A 22,271-nucleotide genomic window follows, 5' to 3' on the forward strand; every position below is an offset into this window, starting at 1 on the left:
AAGTCTCAGTCGTTCACTTCGAGGATGAAGTCCGGCGCGGCGTTGTTCGCGCGTCGTCGCCAGCGCCGCAGGTCGTGGGTGTGGAACAGCGCCGTCACGCCGAACACGGCGATGACGAGCAGGGCATACTGGACGCCCGAGAGGAGCGTGAAGGGGTAGAGATTCGCCCACACCGAGGCGAGGACGAGGAGGCTCACCGCCGCGAGTCCGAGGTACAACCGGTGCCACGGGAGGGAGGCCTGCGGGTCGCTGGCGAGTTGCAGGTCGAGTCTGGCGGCCTTGTCGGTCGTTCGGACCAGACTCTGTTCGGCCTCGTACTCGAGAACTCCCGCCGACTCCAGTTTCGGCAGGTGGGTCTGGTGGAGCGCACTGTACACCGACTTTCGTTGGCTCGGTGAAATCTCGGATACGGACGTGTCGTTCTCCCACGCCGCGACTTGCTCGGCGAGTTCGCCGAGTTCCACCGGACCGCCGTATCGCTGGAGGTAGTAGAGTACGTACCGACGGCGGAGGTTCTTCACGGCGTCGAAGACTTCCTCGCGGGAAGTCCGTGTGCTTTCAGTTGCCATCCTCGTTGGAGAAAACGGAGGATAGAAACGCTCATAAACCGATTCGACTGTTTACGCGGTCCCCGAAATCGTTCAACGATTCAACCGAAAGTTGCCCGGCGGGGTTCGGGCAGAAACTCTTCGTTCCGAGACGGCGGCGAGACTCGAACCCGTAGCCGAAACCGCGACTGCCGACCTCCGGAGTCGTCGGACCGGACGGTCGGTCGGACTCCCGGCGCGTTCCACCGTCGGGACGCCCAGCGGAAGCCTCGTGACCCACCGGCGTTAGAACCACCTGTTACTACGAGTTCCATTGCTGATTTCGACTTCGCGGTGGGTATAGGCTCTGTCTACCGCGTTCGCGCCGACCGCTCCGGCGGAACCGCTCCGACGAGGCGAACCGCTCGCCGTGACTCGGTACCGGGACCGTCAGTCGTCGTTTCCGTCGCCTTCGCCACCGCTTTTCTCTCCGCCGTCGTTCCCGTCCCCGTTTCCAGTTCCGTTGTTTCGCTCGCCGTCGTCGCCGCTCTCGCTCGCGTTCGGCACTGCGGCGACCGACCATCCGGCGAGGTCGCCGCGTCCCGCCCCGACGAGGGTCGCGTCGGCCTCGGCCAGCGAGACGGTCCCCGAGAGTTCGTCCGTCTCGCCGCCGTAGACGATGTGGACCGCGCCGGTCGCGGTGTCCTCGCCGGTCGCGTTGTACGACGGCGCGCCGACCAGCAGGTCGGCCGCGCCGTCGCCGTTCACGTCGCCGACCGCGGCGACCGACCATCCGGCGAGGTCGCCGCGTCCCGCCCCGACGACTTCGGCGTCTGCGTCCCCGAGTTCGACCCGGCCGGACGGACCACCGCCTTCGTGGGAGGCGCGCCCCGTCGCGTCGGCGGCGTCGGTCCGCGCGAGTCCCGACGCCGAGTGCAGTTGCCGCCACGACCAACGTCACGACTGCGACCACACGAACCCGAGTCCGATTCATTTCTCGGGTCGGGGTTCGCGGTTTCCCGGTTTTGTTAATCACCCGGTGAACCGGCGTAATCGGCTGTTTCCCGAGGCGAACGCGCCCCGGCGAAACCGCGTCCCGGCCGACCGACTTCCGGAGTCCAAAGCGATTTAGCTGTCGGCTGATAACCACGAGGCATGGCAACGTACGACTTCGAGCGCTATCTCAACGTGCGGAGCGCGAACACGCCGTCGTTCGGTCCCGACGGCGAGCGCCTCTCCTTTCTGATGGACACCACGGGCGTCCCGCAGGTGTGGCGACTCGACGGTCCCCGCGAGTGGCCCCAGCAACTCACCTTCGAGGAGGAGGCGGTCGGGTTCGCCGACTGGTCGCCCGAGCGCGACGAGTTGATATTCGGCATGGACGAGGGCGGCAACGAGCGCACCCAGTTGTTCCGTCTCGATGGGGACGGCGAGACGGTCACGCCCCTGACCGACGAACCCGACGCCATCCACTACTGGGGCGGGTGGAACTCCGACGGGTCGCAGTTCGCGTTCGCGTCGAACCGCCGCGACGAGTCGGTCTTCGACGTGTACGTGCAGGGCCGCGACGACGACGAGGCCGAACTGGTCTACGAGAGCGATAGCTGGTTCACCGTCACCGGGTGGAGTCCCGACGACGACGCCCTCGCGCTCGTGGAGATGCACTCCAGTTTCGACTACGACGTGTACGTCCTCGATTTGGAGTCTGGCGAGTTGAACCACCTGACGCCACACGAGGGCGACGTGCGCTACGGGCAGGTCAACTGGGGTCCGGACGGAGGCGCGCTCTACCTCACCACCGACGAGGGTGCCGACACCGAGTACCTCGCGCGCCTCGACGTGGCGTCCGGGGACCTAGACCCCGTGGTCGAGGCGGGCGACTGGAACGTCGAGAGTCTCACCGTGGACGAGGACACCGGCCGGTTCATCTTCGGTCGAAACGTCGAGGGCTACACCGAGTTGACCGTCGCCGAGTTCACGGGCGAGACCGACTTCCGGGAACTCTCGACCCCGGACGGTCTCCCGCGGGGCATCGTCGGCGGCATGACGTTCGACGACGACGCCGACCGGTTCGCAGTCACCGTCACCGGGAGTACCGAGAACTCGAACGTCTACGTCGTGGACGCCGAGTCGGGCGACTTCGAGCGCTGGACCGACGCCGCGACCGCGGGTCTCCCGAAGGAGTCGTTCGTGGAACCCGAACTGGTTCGCTACGAGTCGTTCGACGGCCGCGAGATTCCGGCGTTCTTCTCCGTGCCCGAGGACGCCGAAGCGGGCGAGACCCCCGTCGTCGTGGACATCCACGGCGGTCCCGAGAGCCAGCGCCGACCCATGTTCTACTCGGTCAAGCAGTACTTCCTGAACCGGGGCTACGCCTTCCTCGAACCCAACGTCCGGGGGTCGATGGGCTACGGCAAGGCCTACACCCACTTGGACGACGTGGAAAAGCGGATGGACTCGGTGGCCGACATCGAGGCCGGTGTCGAGTGGCTTCGGGACCAGCAGGTCGTTGACCCCGACCGCATCGTCGCCATGGGCGGGTCCTACGGCGGGTTCATGGTCCTCGCGGCGCTGACGGAGTACCCCGACCTCTGGGCGGCGGGCGTGGACATCGTGGGTATCGCCAACTTCGTCACCTTCCTCGAAAACACGGGCGACTGGCGGCGCGAACACCGCGAGGCCGAGTACGGGTCGCTGGAGTCGGACCGTGAGTTCCTCGAATCCATCAGTCCCATCAACAACATCGAGAACATAGAGGCACCTCTGTTGGTCCTCCACGGCGCGAACGACCCCCGCGTCCCGGTCGGCGAGGCCGAGCAGATAGCCGACGTAGCGGCCGAACAGGGCGTCCCGGTCGAGAAACTCGTCTTCGAGGACGAGGGCCACGGCTTCTCGAAGCTCGAAAACCGCATCGAGGCCTACACGACAGTCGCGGACTTCCTCGACACGCACGTCTAAGCTCTGTTGCTCGACGGGCAGGGTCGGCCTGACCCTCTCGCTGGCTCCGATGCGTTCGCAAATCAATAAGTGTCGGCGCGCCCACGACGCGAACGTGACTGCCATCGACACGACCGACCTGACCAAGCGATTCGGCGACGACGTACTCGCCGTCGATTCGCTCGACCTCACGGTCGAATCGGGGGAGATATTCGGCTTCCTCGGTCCGAACGGGGCGGGCAAGTCTACGACCATCAACGTGCTGTTGGACTTCATCCGCCCGACCGACGGGTCGGCCGAGGTGCTGGGCTACGACGCCCAGCGCGAGACCCAAGCCATCCGCGAGCGGGTCGGCGTCCTGCCCGAGGGAGCGACCCTCTACGACCGACTCACCGGCCGGGAACACGTCTCGTGGGTCGCCGAGACCAAGGACGCGGACGCCGACCCGGACGCGATTCTCGACCGGGTGGGACTCGACCCGTCGGCCCGCGAGCGCCGCGCCGGTGGCTACTCGAAGGGGATGAGCCAGCGCCTCGCGTTGGGGATGGCGCTGGTCGGCGACCCGGACCTGCTGATTCTGGACGAACCGTCGTCGGGACTCGACCCCAACGGGATTCAGGAGATGCGCGAGTTGCTCCGCGAGGAAGCGAGTCGCGGCACCACCATCTTCTTCTCCAGCCACATCCTGCCGCAGGTCGAAGCGGTCTGCGACCGAGTAGGCATCATGAGCGACGGGCGACTCGTCGCCGAGGACACCATCGCGGGCCTCCGAGACGCCTCGGGCGGGACCAGCCGGATTACGGCGACGGTGGACCGCGTGCCCGCGGACCTCGACCTCGCGGCGCTCGCGGGCGTCGAGCGCGCGAGCGCCGACGGTAAGGCCATCACCGCGGTCTGCTCGAACCCCGGCGCGAAAATCGAGGTGCTGAAGCGAATCGACGAGGTGGCCACCGTCCGCGACGTTCACTCCGAGGAAGCCTCGCTCGAAGAGTTGTTCAACCGGTACACCCACGAGGACCCCGACGTGAACCGCGAAACCGGCGAGACAGAGGAGTCCCCGGAGGTGGCGGCGTGAGTCTCGCCGCGGTGGTCCGCAAGGACTTCAAGGACGTTCGCCGGGCGAAACTGCTGTGGTTCGTCGGCGGCATCTACACCCTGTTCGCCGTGCTGTTCTTCTACACCGGGAGTACCGGCGAGAACCCGCGGGTCCTCCGGCAACTCTGGAACATGTCGGGTCTCGCGGTGCTTTTCATCCCGCTGGTCGCGCTCGTCGCGGCCTACCTCTCTATCGCCGGTGAGCGCGAGTCGGGGAGCATCAAGTTCCTGCTGTCGATTCCGAACCGGCGTCGGGACGTGGTGTTCGGCAAGTACCTCTCGCGGGCGGGTCTCGTCACCGGGGCCATTCTGCTGGCGTTCGGGGTCGCGGCGGTGCTGTCGGCGGTGTGGTACCCCGAAGCGAAGTTGGCGACGTTCGCCCGCGTGGTCGGCCTGACGCTGTTCTACACGCTGGCGTACGTCTCGGTCGCGGTGGGCATCTCGGCGCTGACTGCCTCCCGGTCGCGGGCGATGGCCGGGTCCATCGGCTACTTCTTCGTGTTCAACGTCCTCTGGATTCAGGGGTCGGCGTTCTCGGTCGTGGGTGCGCTCCGGTTCGTCTTCGAGGACACCCTCGGCGTCGAACTCGCGGCCAACACCGAGTCGCTCGTCCAGAGTCTGAGTCCGACGAGTGCCTACCTCCAGTCGCTCCGCCTCGCGTTTCCGGCGGGCTACCGGGACCTGCCGCCCGCCGACCCCTCGACGCCGTTCTATCTCGAACCCGAGTTCATGCTGGTCGTCCTCGCGGCGTGGGTGGTCGCTCCCCTGCTGGTGGGCTTCTGGCGGTTCCAGCGCGCCGAACTCGGGTAGCGGACTCGTCTCCGCTGTTCTCGGGTAGCGACCGTCACTTCCTTCTTCGGTCCGGCCGAACCGTCGGCAATGACCGTTACCGAGCGTTCGCGCCGTCGGGTCCGGGACGCCCTCGACCGCCTCGAACGCGAGTACGCGAGCGTCGAGCGAGTCGAGAAGGCGTGGGACCACCCGCCGGAAGCGTACCGGGGCGTCCGCGAGCGGTTCGAGGCCGGAACCCTCGGCGGGGCGGGCGTCTGGGCGACCGACGAGACGGACCGGGTCCTGCTGGTTCGCCACGAGGGAGAGTCGGCGTGGAGCGACCCCGGCGGCAAGCAGGAAGCGGGCGAGAGCCTCGAAGCGGCCGCCCGGCGCGAGACCCGCGAGGAGAGCGGCGTCGAGGTCGAGATTACCGGCGTCCGGCAGGCCCACCGCGTCGAGATTCGGGACGCCGAGGGAGAGCAACCGGCGATTCACCGCCTCATCGTGATTTTCGACGGCGAGCGCGTCTCGGGCGAGGTGCGGCCGCGGGAGGGCGAAATCGCCGAGGTCCGGTGGTGGCGCGACCGGCCCGACGACCTGCTGTATCCCGAACTGGCCGACTTCCCGATTCCGGGCGCGGAGTGACGCCCGACACCGGCAGTTCCGAACGCGACGGACAGACGTAAGTCGCTCAATCGGCTACGTTCGTCCATGTCAGGCGATTCGACGGAGAGCGACGTAGCGCAGGAAACGACCGACGACGACGGGCCGAAGACCCACTCGACTTCGTTCAAAATCGCCCGCGCGCTGTTCGGCGGCGTGCTGGCGTTCACGGCGCTGGACAACTTCCGGAAGTTGGACGAGATGATTGCGTTCGCCGACAGCGAGGGCGCGCCCGCGGCCGAGCGGTCGGTTCCGGCCATCAGCGGGAGTCTGCTGTTCGGCGGTCTGGGCATCGCGGCGTGGAAACTCCCGCGACTCGCCGCCGGAGCGGTCGCCACCTTCTTCGTCGCCATCACGCCGGTCATGCACGACTTCTGGTCGAGAGACGACGACGAGGAGAAAGAGCAACACGCGATTCACTTCCTGAAGAACGCCGCGCTCCTCGGCGGCGCGCTGGCGTTCCTCCGCGTCGCGCAGGACGACTGAGCGGCGAGACGCGCGAGCGACGGCCGGATGCGACCCGCGCTCAGATGACGCCGGTCGTCTCGGCCGCTTCGATGGCGGCGTCCTCGTTCATCCCGTTGCCCAGAATCGTGTAGCGGTCCCGAATCTCGTGGGCCGCGGTCAGCGCCGCGACGACCGTCTCGTCCTCGATACCGAGTTCGGCCGCGGTGGTGGGCGCGCCGATGGTTGCGAGCGCCTGCTTGATGCCCCGCCAGTCGCCCCCGTGGAGATACTCGGCGACGACGGTGCCGACGCCGACCTGATGGCCGTGGAGCGCCGCGTCGGGGACCATCCGGTCGAGTTGGTGAGAAAAGAGGTGTTCCGCGCCGGAGGCCGGGCGCGAGGACCCCGCGATGGACATCGCCACGCCCGAGGAGACCAGCGCCTTCACGACCACCCACGCCGATTCTTCGAGACCCTGCTTGATGGAGTCGGCGTTGCCGACCAGCATCTCGGCGGTCATCTCGGCGAGCGCGGCCGAGTAGTGGGAGTACTCGACGTTCTGGAGGCGGTTGGCGAGTCGCCAGTCTTTGACCGCGGTGTAGTTGCTGATGATGTCGGCGCACCCGGCGGTGGTGAGTCGCCACGGCGCGTCGGCCAGAATCTCGGTGTCGGCGACGACCGCAAGCGGCGGTTCGGCGGCCACGCTGTGGCGGGTGTCGCCCTCCGGGACCGAACCCCGGCCCGAGACGATGCCGTCGTGACTCGCGGCGGTCGGGACCGAGACGAATCCGGTGCCGAGGTCGTCGCTGGCCATCTTCGCGATGTCGATGGCCTTCCCGCCGCCGACGCCGACGAGGTAGCCAGCGTCTACCTCGCGGGCCACCTCGATGACGCGCTGGACCGACTCGAAACTCGCTGACTCGATTTCCACGATTGCGGGGTCGTCGCCCGCCGCCTCGAAGTCGGCGGCCACGCGCTCGGCGGCCACCTCCCGCGGGGTGGGACTGGTGACGACCAGCGGACGGCCCTGTAGGTGGAGTTCGGAGACGGCCTCGACGGTCTGGTCGAGGACGCCGTGGCCTACCAGTACGTTGCGCGGCAGGCGAATCCACGTCGTTTTGTCGAACATACCCGCTACTCTATGGCGGGCGGGGAAAACAGTTTACCTCTCTGTCGGGACGGATTCGACTGCTCGCGGTGGTTTCGGCGGTGCGCGTTTTCGGACGACACCGACGACGGAGATTCGGAGGTAGACGGCGACGAGAGATTTCGGGGATGGACGGCGGCGAGAGATTTCGGGGATGGACGGCGACGACAGCGAGTTGGAGGAAGACGACGGACCGCGACCGACTGCTTGAACCAACGACTCGTTCCACCGGCCGACCCCTCGTGGACGGTGACAGTCCGCGCTCCCGTGGAACGTTCCGAATCGCGCGACGTGAGAGTCACCGACCACGGGACGCGAAAGTATCACCGACCACGGGACGCGAAAGTATTACCGACCACGGGACGCGCACCGCGAGCGCCGACAGGCGCGAGCGGTGCGGGGAGGAACGGGGGCGCGGTGCGGTGGCGGTGCCGTGCGGTCATGATTGGTTCAAGCCTGAAGCTAGCCGTTCGAGTCGTCCGCGGTCGCTGTGCGGTGGCGGTCCGAGGCATCGTCGTTCCTTCGACCAAACAGACGACGACCAAACAGACGACGGAAACATATAAACGTCCGAAGGAAAGGTAAAAATGTCCGAAAGAAACACAAACACTCCCGAAAGAAACCGCTATCTACTTCCGAACCGTCCCGTGCGAGGACCGCCACCCCGCTTTCGGCGACTCCGGAACGCCCCGGAGGGCGTGGCGGACCGCCAGCAGGTGCCGGGCGAACACCGCACCGGCGAGTAGTCCCGCGCCGACCACCGCACTCGCCGAAAATCCGGCGACCGGGACCGCGAGCAACCACTCGGGGAGGGCCACCGCGCCGGAGACGACCAGAAGCCACGCCGTCGCGCCCGCGGCCTGAAGCACCGCGAGTCCGACCGTCGCGCGCTGGACCAGCGAGGCGAGGGCGTTCCGGTCGCGGACGGCGTTGTCCACCGCGGTGTGGCGCGGGACCAGCGCAATCGAAAGCGCGAGTCCGGCGGCCACGACGCCGAGGACGCCCTCGGCCCACCGGACCACCGCGAACCAGCACACCCACAGCGCGGTTTCGGCCAGCGTGAGACCCGCGACCGCCTGCGCCGGAATCGGCCGACTCCACCCGTTGACGGTGACGTGGACTAAAAGCGCCTCCACGAGCATCCCGGCCGAGAGACCGCCCACGCCGACCAGCGCGGGCACCGAGAGTGGGTCGGCGTCGGCCATCAGTCCGAACCACACCGACAGCGCAGTGACCTCGACGGCCGTCAGACAGACGACCCCGACGCCTCTGACCGTCGTCCGAATCGTCTCGCGTATCATGGTCGGCCCCGCGAGCAGTGGGACGTTCGGTGGCGATGCCGGGTCATGTCCCGAGAGTGAACCCCGAGTGTGTTTGTTATCAGCCTCCTGAAACCGGTAGCGCGGCCCTGCGAACGGTCTCAAATCGTGATTAACGTCGGGAGATGCGGGGTCGGCGAGTCCGACTCGCCGACACGCGGAATCGAGCGGCGGGACCCCGCCTTCGACCGCTCAGAGCGTGTCTAACACGCCCAGAACGCGCTCTTCGGCCTCCCGGCCGGGGTCGTACTCGCTCCCGTCCCGGTCGCTGTCGAGGTGTTCGACCACGGTTCGCTCCATCGCCTCGGAAAGCGGTGTCGAGTCCCACCCCAGATTCGCCAGTTTGTCCGTGTCCAGCACGTGGGGGTAGTCCCGGTAGAGAACGTAGTCCTCGGGCGCGAGGTCCGCCGCCGCGAGTTCACGCTCTCCCGCGTGGACAATCTCTACGTCGGTGTCCAGTGCGTCCCCAATCAGTTCGACCATCTCGTCTATCGTCACGATTCGGCGGTCCCCGACGTTGTAGGACTCGCCGGGCGTGCCCTCCTCGGCGACGGTTCGGAGCGCACTCGCCACGTCCTCGACGTAGGCGCGGTGCCACACGTTGTCGCCGTCGCCCGGCACGACCACCCGGTCGTAGTTGACTACCCGGTCAATCCAGTAGTCGAGTCGCTCGGTGTAGTCGTGGGGACCGTAGACGATGCAGGGCCGGACGCTGTAGGCGTTGACGCCGCGCTCTGCGGCCGCCCGAATCGCCCGGTCGCCCTCGGCCTTCCGGTTGCCGTAGGTCTCCGAGGTGTCGTCGGTGGCCTGCTCGCGCGTGCAGGGCCGGAGTTCGGTCTCGCCCTCGCGCTTGGGAATCTCCTCGTTGCCGTAGGCGTCGCCCGACGAGATGTAGACGTAGGCGTCGGCGTCCGAGAAGATTTCCGTGGCGGCCCGGACCTCCCGAGGCTTGTACGCCACGCAGTCGAACACGGCGTCGGGTTCGACTTCGCGCGCGGCCTGTTCTAACGCCGACTCGTTGGTCCGGTCGCCCTCGTAGTGGGCCACGCCGTCGGTGTCGGCGAAGGGGTTGTCGTGGTTCCCGCGGTTGAAAATCGTCACGTCGTAGTCGTGGTCGAGCAACTCCGAGACGAGGTGGCGGCCGATGAACCGCGTGCCGCCGACGACGAGTGCGGTGTCCATGCCCGCGCTTGGACGGCGCGTCCCAAAGACCTACTGGAGTCGGAAACCCGCCCCGACGACCGAGAATCCCACGCCCGGGCAGTTTCTCGCCCGAACCGAGACGATTGGGTAGGAGTCCGGCACGGACTCCACCGACCGTCCGGTTTTCGTCTGATTTGCGCGAATCGGGTAGAACGTTTATCAGTGAAAACGTCGAATAGATGGACCATGGGACAGAGAGAGGTCGAGTCCGACGGAATCGAAATCCGCGAAGCCAAGTCGGATGACGTGGAGGGCATCCGAAACGTCGCGCTGGAGTCGCTCCGGGCGTCCTACGCCGACGTTCTCGACCGGGAAGTCGTCGAAACCGCGGTCGAGAACTGGTACGCAGACGACGCGATGGACGCCGAACTCGACGAGGAGGGGATGGTCTACCTCGTCGCCGTCGCGGGCGACACGGTGGTCGGGTTCTCCCAGAGTCTGGTCCTCCCCGAGGACCCGACCGGCACCATCCTCTGGTTGCACGTGGACCCGGACAACCGCGACAGCGGCGTCGGGTCCACTCTCCTGAAACACACCCAAGCCGTCCTCTCGGAGCGCGGCGTCGAACGCGTCGCCGCGGAGGTGCTGGCTGGCAACGAGAACGGCAACCGCTTCTACGAGGCCAACGGCTTCGAGAAGGCAACCGAGCGCGAGACCGAAATCGGCGACGGGACCTACGTCGAGAACGTCTACGTCCAAGCGGGCAAAGAGCAGTTCGAGACCCGCGAGTACGACGGCCGGACCCTCTACGTCAACTGGGCCGAGAACGAGCGCGGGTCGAAGGCCCCGTTCTTCGCGGCCTACAGCGACGAGGACGCCGAGGACCTCTACGGATGGTTCTGCTCGAACTGCGAGAGCTTCGACACCGCGATGGACTCGATGGAGCGGTTGGAGTGCAACCAGTGCGGGAACACGAAGAAGCCGGTTCGGTGGGACGCGTCGTATCTGTAACGAATCAGCCGTTCATTCTAAATTCAACCAGAAGTATTTAGTACCGAATTATACAGCATTCTAACCGATGAAAGCGGATGACGAAGGCAAAATAGATATATCTTCCAGCATTTCTGAGTCAGAATGGGAGACTTGGTATGAGGAAGCACAGCGACGGGTTGATAACCAGATTGAAACTAATCGGTGGCTTCAAGAACAAGCCGCTCAGTATCTCCGGATTCTATTAACCGCCATAGGTTTAATAGTCACCACTTCTTCTTTACTTATTTCCACTTTTTCCACATCTTTGTTGACACTACCGCTATCCGAATTCAATATAGGGAATTTAGCTAGGGAGTTAGCTAGCTCCAGATATTTAAGTTATAATTTTGCTATATTTTTGTATGTATTACTACTGATGTCTGGTGTTTATTCCCTGTATCTGTCAGTATTTTCATTTATAGTGGAAATACCAAAGAATTTGTTAGTTATATTGGATTTAAATCTTCTTAGTACCGGAGTAGACTTTAAATCATTAAAGCTGAAAAAGGATTTCCCCTCAAAGGAATTTCAAGAAAAGATACTCAAAGAATATTCGGAAACTATCGAAGGGAATAGAGAGATAATTCAAAAGAAACAAGAAAACTGGCAGAATGGGTATAATGCATTATGGTCTTCATTTAGGCGTTTTCTCGCTAGCGTGGGATTATTCTTTCCAATTATTGGTATAAGGGAACCATTTCTCGCCATATTAGCAAGTGTTTTGTTAGGTATGTTTATAATATTTTGGTTAATCCAGAGAATACCTAATAAACACGCCAAGAGATGCTTAGTCTTTAATTGGAAGCTTGATGTAGGGTGGGCATTTATAACTCTATATGCTTTTCTCATTATAAGTGAGTGGATAAAGAGTGGAAATACGATGAATTCAGTCTTTTCAATCATTATTTTTCTTATTTTGATAGCTCTTGTGTTTGTATCTGCACGCATGAATATGAGTTTATTTTCGGCATATCTCCTCCGAACTCTCGGGATTTCTATAATATCGTTTATTGTTTACTTTCTTTTTGCTCTTAATGAGGGTGATTTTCAAAACATTGCCGCTACTTCCATGGGAACACGGATTTCTATGTCAGTCGTATTCTCAGGATTTATAACAACAGTATTTATGCTAGGAGGAACTGCAACAAGAAAGTCTATAGAAAAGGCGAAAGAAGCGAAAGAATTTATGATAGATTTGATTACTTAATCCGCCCCGCTCTGCACCGCTCGCCCCGAGTCCTCACGGACTCGCGCCTCCGGCGGCGGCGAGTTGCGCACGTCCTCGCGGCCTTCCTCCGTCACGGCGCGCTCGTAGGCCTCGGGCATCACCTTCACGAACCGCTCCAGCACCGCGTCCCAGTTCGCCAGCAGTTCCTCGGCGCGCTCGCTGTCGGTGTAGGCCGCGTGGTTCTCCACGAGGCGGCGCAGGACGTTCTCGTCACGCTCCGACAGCGAGGTTTCGAGGCTGACCATCCCCTTGTTCACGCTCTCGGCGAAGTCGCCCGACTCGTCGAGAACGTACGCGACCCCGCCGCTCATCCCCGCGGCGAAGTTCTTGCCCGTCTCGCCCAGCACCGCCACGACGCCGCCGGTCATGTACTCGCAACCGTGGTCGCCGACGCCCTCCACGACGGCTTTCACGCCGGAGTTGCGGACCGCGAACCGCTCGCCAGCGAGACCGTTGACGTAGACCTCGCCGCCGGTCGCGCCGTAGAGCGCGACGTTGCCGACCACGACGTTCTCAGTGGGGTCGTAGGCCGCCGACTCGGGCGTCGAGACGGCGATTCGTCCGCCCGAAAGCCCCTTGCCGAGGTAGTCGTTGGCCGCGCCGGTGAGGTGGAAGTCCACGCCCGACTGGAGGAACGCCCCGAAGCTCTGGCCCGCGGTGCCCCGGAAGTCCACGGAGAGCGTCCCGGTCGGTAGACCCTCTTCGCCGTGAACCTCGGAGATGCGCCCCGAGAGCATCGCGCCGACCGCGCGGTCCTCGTTGCCTATTTCGGTCTCGACGCTCGCGGGGTCGCCGTCTTCGACCGCACTCTCGGCGACTCCGAGCAGGTCCCGGTCGAGGTGGTCGGCTATCTCGTGGGTCTGCTCGCGGGTCTTGGTGCGCTGGGGACTCTCGGGGTCGCGGTCTCGGGGTTCCGCCACGACTCCCGAGAGGTCGAGAGTCCGGGCCTTCGGGTGGTCGGTCTCGCGCTGTTCGAGACACTCGACTTGACCGACCATCTCTTCGACCGTCTCGAAGCCGAGGTCGGCCATGATTTCCCGGAGTTCTTGGGCGATGAACGTCATGTAGTTGACCACGTGGTCGGGTTCGCCGGGGAACCGCTTGCGCAGGTCCTCGCGCTGGGTGGCGACCCCGACAGGACAGGTGTTCTCGTGGCACTGGCGGGCCATCACGCACCCGGAGGTGACGAGACTCGCCGTGCCGAAGACGTACTCCTCGGCCCCGAGGAGGGCCGCGACTGCAACGTCGCGGCCCGTCTTCAGACCCCCGTCCACGCTCACGCGAATCCGCGAGCGCAGGCCGGTCTCCCGGAGCATCTGGTTGGCCTCCGCGAGACCCAACTCCCACGGCAGGCCCGCGTGCTTGATTGAGGTTCGGGGACTCGCTCCCGTGCCCCCGGAGTGACCCGAGACGTGAACCACGTCGGCGTTGGCCTTCGCCACGCCCGCGGCGATGGTCCCGATGCCGTCCTCCGAGACCAGTTTGACGTTCACGTCGGCGTCGGAGTTGGCCGACTTCAGGTCGTAGACCAGCTGTTTGAGGTCCTCGATGGAGTAGATGTCGTGTTGGGGCGGCGGCGAGATGAGACCGACGCCGGGCGTGGCGTACCGGACGTGGGCAATCATCTCGTTGACCTTGCTCCCCGGCAGGTGGCCGCCCTCGCCGGGTTTAGACCCTTGGGCCATCTTGATTTGAATCTCCTCGGCGTTGGCGAGGTAGGCGCTGGTGACGCCGAACCGCCCGGAGGCGACCTGCTTGACGTTGCACTCGCGTTCGGTGCCGAAGCGTTCGGGCGGTTCGCCGCCCTCTCCCGTGTTCGATTTCGCGCCGAGGCGGTTCATCGCAATCGCGTTGTTCTCGTGGGCCTCGGGCGACAGCGACCCGAGACTCATCGCGGCCGTCGAGAATCGCTCTACGATGTCCGAAATCGGTTCGACTTCCTCGACCGGAATCGACTCGCGGCCCTCGCCGTCGAACGCCAGCAGGCCCCGGAGGGTCTGGGGACCGCCGTTCTGGTCGTCGGCGGCCTCGGCGAACTCGGCGTAGGCGTCCGAATCGTTCTCTCGGACCGCGCGCTGGAGGGTGCCGACCGTCTCGGGGTTCCACTGGTGGCGGCGGCCGTTCGAGCGATGCTCGAACTCGCCTTGGCGCTCGGGTTCGCTTCCCTCGCCGAACGCCGCGGCGTGGCGTTCGCGCAGGTCGGATTCGACGCCATCCGCGCCGACGCCCTCGGTCCGGGCGGGGGTGCCCTCGAAGTACTCCTCTACGAAGTCCGAGTCGAGTCCGACGGCCTCGAAGATTTGGGCACCGCGGTAGCTCTCGACCGTCGAGATGCCCATCTTCGCCATCGTCTTCTGGAGTCCGTCTTCGAGCGCACCGACGTAGGCGTCGATTGCGTCTGACTCGTCTGCACCCTCGGGTCCGGCCACGATGTCCGCGATGGACTCGAACGCCAGCGTGGGGTTGACCGCGCCCGCGCCGTAGCCCACGAGACACGCGAGGTGGTGGACCGTCCGGGGGTCGCCCGACTCCACGACGAGACCGGTGCGATTCCGGAGGCCGTTCCGGACGAGGTGGTGGTGGACCGCACCGGTCGCCAGCAGACTCGGAACCGCGAGTCTGTCAGGTCCCACGTCGCGGTCCGAGAGGACCAGAATCTCGGTGCCCGACTCGACCGCTTCGCTGGCCTCCCGGCGGACACGCTCGACCGCTGTTTCGAGGTCGGTGTCGGGGTCGTAGGTCAGGTCAACCGTCTCGGTCGGGAGGCCGCAGTCGCGGACCCCGGTCATCTCGGCGTCGGTCAGGACGGGCGAGTCCAGCACCAACTGGCGGGCGTGGTCGGGCGACTCCCCCAGCAGGTTGCGCTGGTTGCCCAACCGACTTTCGAGGCTGGTCACGCAGTCCTCGCGGATGTAGTCGATTGGCGGGTTCGACACCTGCGCGAACAGTTGCTTGAAGTACGAGAACAGCGGCCGGTCGAACGAAGAGAGGACCGACAGCGGCGTGTCGTCGCCCATCGACCCCACGGGGTCGTTGCCCTCGGCGGCCATCGGTTCGAGGAGTTCGTCCAACTCGTCTCGGGTGTAGCCGAACGCGGTCTGGCGCTCGCGGAGACTGGCGTCGATGCGCGCGTCGGCGCTCGCCGACGCGCGCGGGTCGTCGTCGGCGTCGAGTTCGACCTGCTCGTCTTCGACCCACTGGCCGTACTTCTCGTCGGTCAGGTCCTCGAACACCTCGGCGTCGGGGACGACCCGGCCCTCCTCGGGGTCGGCCAGAAAGAGTTGGCCGGGTTCGAGTCGGCCGCGCTCCCGAATCTCGCTCTCGTCGGTGTCGAGCGCACCGGCCTCGCTCGCCATCACGAGGCGGTCGTCGGTCGTCACGTCGTACCGGCAGGGACGCAGGCCGTTGCGGTCCAGCACCGCGCCCACACGGTCGCCGTCGGTGGCGGCCACGAGCGCGGGACCGTCCCACGGTTCGAGCAGGGAGGCGTGGAAGTCGTAGAACTCCCGGCGGGCCTCGGCCATGTGGTCGTCGTCGCGCCACGCCTCGGGGACCATCATCCGGAGCGCGTGGGGGAGTTCGCGGCCGTCCTGCAACAGGAGTTCGAGGGCGTTGTCAACTGCGGCGGTGTCGCTCCCCTCGGGGTCGGCGACGACCGGCGTCACGCTGTCGGGGTCGAAGGCGTCGGATTCGAGGTCGTTCTCCCGTGCGCGCATCCAGTTGACGTTGCCCCGGATGGTGTTGAACTCGCCGTTGTGGACGACGTTTCGGTAGGGGTGAGCGAGGTGCCACGCGCCGAGGGTGTTGGTCGAGAATCGGGCGTGAACCATGGCGAAGGTCGTTTCGAGGCGGTCGTTTCGGAGGTCCGGGAAGTAGCCCGGCAGTTGCTCGCCCTTGAGCAGGCCCTTGTAGACGAGGGTCTGGCGGTCGAGAGAGCAGACGTAGAAGCGGTCGGCCCCCGCGAGGTCCACTTCGCCGACCGACCCTTCGAGGGCGCGCCGGGCGACGTAGAGCTTTCTGTCGAACGCCTCGGCGTCGAGTTCGGCCCCGTCTTCGGCGCGGACGAAGCACTGCCAGACCGCGGGTTCGGCGTCGAGCGCGGTCCGGCCGAGGTCCGAGTTGTCGGTCGGTACCTCCCGCCAGTGAAAGAGGTCCAACCCCTCGTCTGCGAGGAGCGATTCGGCGAGCGTCTGCAATCGCTCGCGGGTCGAGTCCTTCTGCGGGAGGAACACCGACCCGACGGCGTACTCGTCGGGGGCGGGCAGGTCCGGCACCTCGTCGGCGAAGAAGCCGTGGGGCTTCTCCAGCAGGACGCCCGCGCCGTCGCCGGTGTTCTCCTCCGCGCCGGTCGTCCCGCGGTGTTCGAGGTTGGCCAGCAGGTCGAGACCGTCGGCCAGAATCTCGTGGTCGGTCGCCCCGTCGAGGTTCATCACGACGCCGACGCCGCAGTTCGCTCGATAGTCCTCGGGGTCCGCGAGGAGTCGCTGGGTTCGGCCACCTTGCTCGTGGTGGTCTCCCGAATCTGATGGTGGGTACTCGGTCATGGATGAACCATCCGCGAAGCCATACAAGAGGCTACCCCTGAATGGCTAAGGATATTTTAATACCAAATAAGGGGGTTAATACGATTTGGTGATGATTTAACGCGCTACCCGAAGAGCTTCTGAATCCCCATCGCTCCCGCGGCACCTAGCGCGAACAGCGCGGCACCTCCCACCGCGGCGACGGCCGGACTGTCGGGGAACGTCGTGGCGTCGCCGGTCGCCTCGCCAGTCGTCGCGTCAGTGGTCGTGCCGACGGTCGTCGTCGCGTCCGGCGTCTCGCTGGCGGTGGTCGCGTCGGGTGCCGGGTCGGTCGTCGCCGTGCGGTTCGTCGCGGGGCCTTCGGTTCCGGTCGCCGAAACCGTGCCGTCGGGCGTCGAGTCGTCGCCCGGCGTCGAGCGGTCCGGGTCGGTCGCGTCGTTCTCCGACCCGGCCGGACTGCCGCCGTTCGACCCGCCCGGATTCCCGCCGCCGTTCGACCCTCCGTTCGTCGTGGTCGTCGTAGAGGTGGTCGTCGCGGCGGTAGTCGTCGGCGTGGTGGTCGGATTGTACGTGCCGTTCGACGCGGTGCCGGTCAGGTCGCGTCGCTCGGAGGCGGCCGACTCCCACGTCGTGGTCGCGCCGGTCGAGTTACCGTTCACGTAGAGCGCGAGCGTCTCGCCGGACTTGTCCACGTCGGGGTCTTCGACCGACACGTCGTAGAATCCGCTCGCGTTCGCCGTCGCGGTGGCAACCGTCTGGCCGCCGTAGACGACTTCCACCGTCGCACCCGCGAGGGCGGTGCCGTTCTGGTCGGTGACTGTCCCGTAGAGTCGGTGGGGCGGGCCGGGGACGCCGCCGCCGAGACCGACGCCGACGACTGCGGCGACGACCGCGACTGCGAACAGGAGTCCGATTCGGCGCGGCCACCGTCGGTCGAGGTCGGAGTTTCGGGGAAGCATATCAGTAGGAAGTCGTGTTGTACGTCGCGTTCTCCGAGACGAGGACCCAGTAGGCCTCGCCCGACTCGAACGTCCCGGTCTGGAGGTCCACGAGTCGGTAGTCGAGCGTCGAGTCGGTCCGCTGGGCGAACACCGTCACGTCGCTGGCCTGCACCGTGCCGAGGGCGTCCCCGGCCGGTCGGTCGCCCTCCTCCCAGTGGCCCACGAGGTTCCACCCGTCTTCGAGTCGCTCGGAGCGAGTCGGCCCGTCGGCGACGTTCTGGACAGTCACGTCGATTGCCGTCTCGCGGTTCGCCACGAAGACGTACCCCTTGCCGCCGACGAGCGACGAGAAGTCGTTAGCTGGCGCGTCGGGGTCGTAGCTCTGCCACCGGTTGTCGTCGTAGGTCCACACCGTCTCGACGCCCGTGAGGTCGAGTGCGGCCAGCGAGACGTTGCCCTCGACCGCCGGGACCGAGACGAAGTTCTCGCCCGCCGACAGCGACATCCGGAGCGTGTGGACGTTCGTCGGCGACCCGGTGCCCCCGCTCCCGTCGCCGACCGCCTCGGCGTAGCTTCCGGCGTCGAACGAGAGCGCGGGCGCGTCGTCGGTCGGGACGTGGCCCGAGACGGTGACGTTGACGCTCGTGGTCTCGCTCGCGGTGCCCGAGACGCTCGTGACGGTCGCGTTCTGGACGCTCACGTCGCCCGCGGCGAGCGAACTCGTGTCCACGGGTTCGCTGAACTCGACGGTCAACGTCGTGGAGGAGGCGTCGGCGTCGCGTATCCACGCGCCGGTGGGTTCGGGGTCGGCCCGGTCCACGACCGCCGTCGCGGTCTGGCCGGTCGCGCCGTCGCCCTGCGGGTCGGTCGCCGCGTCGAGTCGGAAGTCGTACTCGCCGTCGGGTCCGGGATCGAACGACGCGGCGTACTCGTAACCGCCCGCTCCGTTCGCCGACCGGCCGAACGCGGGAGTCGCCAGCGTGTCGGTCCCGTTCGGTCCCGACACGCCGACCGACACGTTCGTCAACTGGTCGGTGGAGTCGAAGCTGACGGTCACGTTGCCCCCGGACGCCGCGGCGTCGAACCCACTGATGTCCGGCGGGGTGTCCACCCGGAACGAGAACGTGGTCGTCCGCCGGTTGTCCAGCGTGTCGTTGGCGGCCACGGTCACGGTCACGTCGCCGTCGGCGAGCGAGACGCCCGCGGCGGCCGGGTCGAACGCGAGTCGTCCGCCCGAGAAGGTCACGCCGGGCGCGGCGGTTCCCGCGGCGTCCAGTTTCGTCCCCGCCGAGTCCGTCACGGTCACGGCGAGCGACGACGACGCGACTCCGGTCGCGTCGTCGATGGAGACGTTGACAGCGGGCCGGGAGTCTTCGACCGTCGCGTTCGGCGACCCGTCGCCGAACGTCGGGGCCGTCGTATCGACCCGGAACGAGAAGGTGGCGTTCGCGCGGTTGCCCACCGAGTCGTTTGCGGCCGCGGTCACGGTCACGTCGCCGTCGGCGAACGAGACGCCCGCGGCGGCCGGGTCGAACGCGAGTCGTCCGCCAGAGAACGTCACGCCCGCCGCGCCAGTTCCGGCCGCGTCCAGTTTCGTCCCCTCGGCGTCGGTCACGGTGAGTTCGATACTACTCGCGTTCACCGCGTTGGTCGCGTCCGAAATATCGACGCCGACGTTCGTCCGGTTGTCGGCCACGGTGGTCCCGGCGGGTGACGCCGCCGCGAAGGTCGGGCCGGTCACGTCTACGGTCGTGGCGTCGGTCCCACCGGCCGCGCCGTCGTTGCCCATGTCGTCGGCCGCCCGGTCGAGGGCCGCCTCGTAGGTACCGTCGGCGCTCCCGCCGTGGGTCGCCTCGTAGCTGTACGGGCCGGTTCCGGTCTCGGCGAAGTCCGAGCGGTCGAGCGTCACGGTGCCGGTCGGGGTGTCGAGCGTCACCCCGACCGCCGAGAGTTGTTGGTCGCTCTCGAACGACACCGCGACCTGCCGGTCGGCCGGGTTGGTGACGGTCAGGTTCGACACCGACGGCGTGTCGGTGTCGACCCGGAACTCGTGGGCGTTTGCCCCAATCGGGTTGCCCACGCCGTCGGCGGCGTCGGCGACGGTCAGCGTGGCGTTGGTCGTCTCCTCGTCGTCGGCGACGGTGAGGGTGCCGGTCCACGTCGTCGCGTCGGGGTAGCTTCCGCCGGTGACGGCGTAGGACCGATTCAGGCCCGAGACGGTGACGGTCGGCGCGCGCGAGGTGTTGAGTTGTTCGCTGAACGAGACCGTGACCTGCTGGACGGTCCCGGCAGTGGAGTCGTTGACACCCCCGCCCTCGATTGCGACCCCCGAGACGCTCGGCGCGACCGTATCCTTCTCGACGGTCGTCTCCTCCACGAACCCCTCGATGTTGGGGTAGCCGTCGTCCAGCGTCATCGACTCGACAGTCACCGACCCGTCGGCGAGCGACGAGGCGTCGATGCCCGAGACGGTGACGTTGGTCTGAGTCGCGCCGACGCTGGCGTTGGCGACGACGACGTTCGTCCCGTCGCCGACCCGGACCCGCACCTCGTCGGCGTCGGTCCCCGAGACGAGTTCGACCGTCGCGGCGTAGTCGCTCGCGTTGCTCGCGTCGATGTCGCTGGCCCTCGTCGCCTCGGGTTTGGCCGGGCCGGTGGTGTTGACCCGGAAGGTGTTCGACGCGTCGGGAGCGAGCGAGTTGCCCTCGGCGTCGGTGGCGTCGGCGACCCTGATGGCCGCTTGGGTGTCCTCGTCGTCGTCGGCGATGCTCACCGTGCCGGTCCACGTGGTCGCGTCGGCGAAGCCTCCGCCGGTCACGTCGTAGGACCGATTCAGGCCCGAGATGGTGACGTTCGGTTGGTCGGTCGTCGCCATCGTCTCGTCGAACTCGACTGTGACGGTCTGCTGAGTCCCCACGTCGTAGGTGCCGATTGGTGCGTTGCTGATGGACGCGTCGGCGACGGTCGGCACGGTGGTGTCCTTCGTCGGGGTCGCTACCGTCGCGCCCGCGGCGTTCCCGCCGTAGTCGGTCAGGTTCGCCTCGACCGAGAGTTGGCCGTCGGCCAGCGTCGAGAGGTTCAGGCCCGTAAACGACACCGTGTGGGGGTCGGCGTCGCCGTCGGTCCGGTTGGCGACGGTCGCGCTCGCGCGGACCGTCGCGCTCCCGTCGGAAACCGCCACGTCGAGGGTGCCCGCCTCGTGGTCGTCGGCCAGCGTGACCGCGAGGTCGTAGCTCTCGTGGTTGCTGGCGTTGACCGGGCGACTCGACGCCGACAGGGGCGCGGCGGGCGACTCGGTGTCGGCGAGTTCGGTCGTCGCGTTCCCCGCGGGGTTGTCGTAGGCGTCGAAAATCGCGTCGGTCCTCGGCCCAATCGTGTCGTTGCCGAGGTCGGTCGGCCCGACGGCGGCGTCGAGGACGAGGGTTGCGGCGTCGGTCCCCGCGGTGTGGGAGACGCCGGAAATCGTCGCCGCGCCCGCCGCGTTCGCGTCGTCGTAGGTGAAGTCCGCGGCGGTGAGCGCGCCGCCGGTCGCGTCGGTCACTCCCTCACTGAAGACGACCCGAACTCGCTGCGCGCCGACCGCCGTCTCGACGCTCTCGACGGTCGGCGGGGTGGTGTCCACCGTCACGGCGTCCGAGAGGGTCTGGTTGGTCGTGACCTCGTTGTCGAAGTCGTCGGTCGCGGTCCGGAGACTCGCGGTGTAGTCACCGTCGGTGCTGACGTTGTACGTCGCGGTGTAGGTGTACGTCCCGGTCCCGTTCGTCTCGGCGAAGGTCGTCAGGGTCGCGCTCTCGGGACCGGAGAGGTCGGCCTCGTGGGTCTGGAGTCGCTCGTCGGCGACCATCGTCAGTTTCAGTTGCTGACCCGCCGGGTTGGTCAGGTTGAACTCGCTAATCCACGGCGGAGACCCGTCGATGGTTATGGTCGCGGACCCGGCGGTGGTCAGGTCGGTACCGGTCGAGAGCGAGTCGGGTCCCTCGTAGACGTAGACCGAGTAGGTGCCGTCGAGACCGTCGGTGTCGGAGAACGTCGTGGAAGTCGCCAAACTGTCGTCGTCGGAGGGCGCGGTGGTCTTCGGGTCGCCAGCGTCGTAGGTCCCGTCGCCGTCGGTGTCCAAGACGACGTGCATCGTACTCCCGTCGTCCGCCGAGTCGTCCACGTAACTGACCGTAAAGGAGTTCCCGGCCTTAATTTCGGACGCGCTGATGCCGACGTTCTCGGCGCGCGACTGGGCGGTGTCGGTCAACACGACGGTTCCGGACGCGACGACGGAAACGACGAGTACGACCGAGAGCAAGACCGACAGCGATTCGCGTAGCCGCGAACGACCCATTTTTAGCTACTTGATAATTACTATTTATATACCTATCGGTCGCCGGGAAGGAGCGCCGGACGACGACAGCGCGTCGGGGTGTCCCGCGACTGCGAACCTCCGGCCCGTGGTCGTCTCAGCGACCGGATGCTTTCTGCACCCCCATGCTGGCCGACACCCGCGATG

General features: G+C 66.2%; 15 protein-coding genes. 7 read left to right on the plus strand and 8 right to left on the minus strand.

From position 1 onward, the window contains the following. Nucleotides 1–5: 5 nt before the first annotated feature. Together P2T60_RS04110 and P2T60_RS04115 are read right to left on the minus strand one after the other, a co-directional pair. Nucleotides 6–569, minus strand: a complete 564-nt coding sequence (locus tag P2T60_RS04110) for a DUF7344 domain-containing protein (RefSeq protein ID WP_276281289.1) — start codon at nt 567–569, stop codon at nt 6–8. 408 nt (nt 570–977) lie between these two features. Beyond that, the gene (locus tag P2T60_RS04115) at nt 978–1,466 is read right to left on the minus strand and encodes an integrin alpha (RefSeq protein WP_382210403.1); all 489 of its coding nucleotides are present in this window, start codon (nt 1,464–1,466) and stop codon (nt 978–980) included. A gap of 216 nt (nt 1,467–1,682) precedes the next feature. On the opposite strand from P2T60_RS04115, the gene P2T60_RS04120 reads away from it, so the two are divergent. From P2T60_RS04120 to P2T60_RS04140, 5 genes are all read left to right on the plus strand, one after another. Then, entirely contained in the window at nt 1,683–3,485 is a 1,803-nt protein-coding gene (locus P2T60_RS04120) for a S9 family peptidase (protein WP_276281291.1), read from the plus strand. A 94-nt stretch (nt 3,486–3,579) separates the two neighbouring features. After that, complete coding sequence (locus tag P2T60_RS04125) at nt 3,580–4,539, plus strand: ABC transporter ATP-binding protein (protein ID WP_276281292.1); 960 nt, start codon at nt 3,580–3,582, stop codon at nt 4,537–4,539. Then, the gene (locus tag P2T60_RS04130) at nt 4,536–5,369 is read left to right on the plus strand and encodes an ABC transporter permease (protein WP_276281293.1); all 834 of its coding nucleotides are present in this window, start codon (nt 4,536–4,538) and stop codon (nt 5,367–5,369) included. The genes P2T60_RS04125 and P2T60_RS04130 overlap by 4 nt, the downstream gene beginning before the upstream one ends. Nucleotides 5,370–5,438: 69 nt before the next feature. Further along, nucleotides 5,439–5,975 (plus strand): NUDIX hydrolase, encoded by a 537-nt coding sequence (locus tag P2T60_RS04135; protein WP_276281294.1) that lies wholly within the window; start codon nt 5,439–5,441, stop codon nt 5,973–5,975. Nucleotides 5,976–6,041: 66 nt separating this feature from the next. Then, complete coding sequence (locus P2T60_RS04140; RefSeq protein WP_276281295.1) at nt 6,042–6,479, plus strand: DoxX family protein; 438 nt, start codon at nt 6,042–6,044, stop codon at nt 6,477–6,479. A 40-nt stretch (nt 6,480–6,519) separates the two neighbouring features. Here P2T60_RS04140 and P2T60_RS04145 read toward each other — a convergent pair whose 3' ends face one another. From P2T60_RS04145 to P2T60_RS04155, 3 genes are all read right to left on the minus strand, one after another. Continuing rightward, nucleotides 6,520–7,569 carry an NAD(P)-dependent glycerol-1-phosphate dehydrogenase gene (locus P2T60_RS04145; protein ID WP_276281296.1) on the minus strand — a complete coding sequence of 350 codons (1,050 nt, stop codon included), beginning with the start codon at nt 7,567–7,569 and terminating at the stop codon, nt 6,520–6,522. Nucleotides 7,570–8,216: 647 nt separating this feature from the next. Continuing rightward, a complete protein-coding gene (locus P2T60_RS04150; protein WP_276281297.1) occupies nt 8,217–8,888 on the minus strand; it encodes a hypothetical protein in 672 nt (223 codons plus the stop codon). A gap of 210 nt (nt 8,889–9,098) precedes the next feature. After that, nucleotides 9,099–10,088 (minus strand): NAD-dependent epimerase/dehydratase family protein, encoded by a 990-nt coding sequence (locus P2T60_RS04155; protein WP_276281298.1) that lies wholly within the window; start codon nt 10,086–10,088, stop codon nt 9,099–9,101. 207 nt (nt 10,089–10,295) lie between these two features. Here P2T60_RS04155 and P2T60_RS04160 point away from each other — a divergent pair, with 207 nt between their 5' ends. Beyond that, nucleotides 10,296–11,060, plus strand: coding sequence for a GNAT family N-acetyltransferase (locus P2T60_RS04160; RefSeq protein ID WP_276281299.1), 765 nt, complete (start codon nt 10,296–10,298; stop codon nt 11,058–11,060). A 67-nt stretch (nt 11,061–11,127) separates the two neighbouring features. Beyond that, complete coding sequence (locus P2T60_RS04165; protein WP_276281300.1) at nt 11,128–12,288, plus strand: hypothetical protein; 1,161 nt, start codon at nt 11,128–11,130, stop codon at nt 12,286–12,288. On the opposite strand, the gene gltB is transcribed toward P2T60_RS04165, so the two are convergent. The 3 genes from gltB to P2T60_RS04180 form a co-directional block, all read right to left on the minus strand. Beyond that, nucleotides 12,285–16,853 (minus strand): glutamate synthase large subunit, encoded by a 4,569-nt coding sequence (gltB, locus tag P2T60_RS04170; protein ID WP_420028695.1) that lies wholly within the window; start codon nt 16,851–16,853, stop codon nt 12,285–12,287. The two genes, P2T60_RS04165 and gltB, sit on opposite strands and share 4 nt — an antisense overlap. Before the next feature lie 104 nt (nt 16,854–16,957). Continuing rightward, nucleotides 16,958–17,791, minus strand: coding sequence for a carboxypeptidase-like regulatory domain-containing protein (locus P2T60_RS04175; RefSeq protein WP_276281301.1), 834 nt, complete (start codon nt 17,789–17,791; stop codon nt 16,958–16,960). A gap of 1 nt (nt 17,792) precedes the next feature. Then, the gene (locus P2T60_RS04180; protein ID WP_276281302.1) at nt 17,793–22,106 is read right to left on the minus strand and encodes a beta strand repeat-containing protein; all 4,314 of its coding nucleotides are present in this window, start codon (nt 22,104–22,106) and stop codon (nt 17,793–17,795) included. Nucleotides 22,107–22,271 lie beyond the last annotated feature (165 nt).

Origin of the sequence: Halorussus caseinilyticus (assembly GCF_029338395.1) — an archaeon.
GTDB classification, from domain to species: domain Archaea; phylum Halobacteriota; class Halobacteria; order Halobacteriales; family Haladaptataceae; genus Halorussus; species Halorussus caseinilyticus.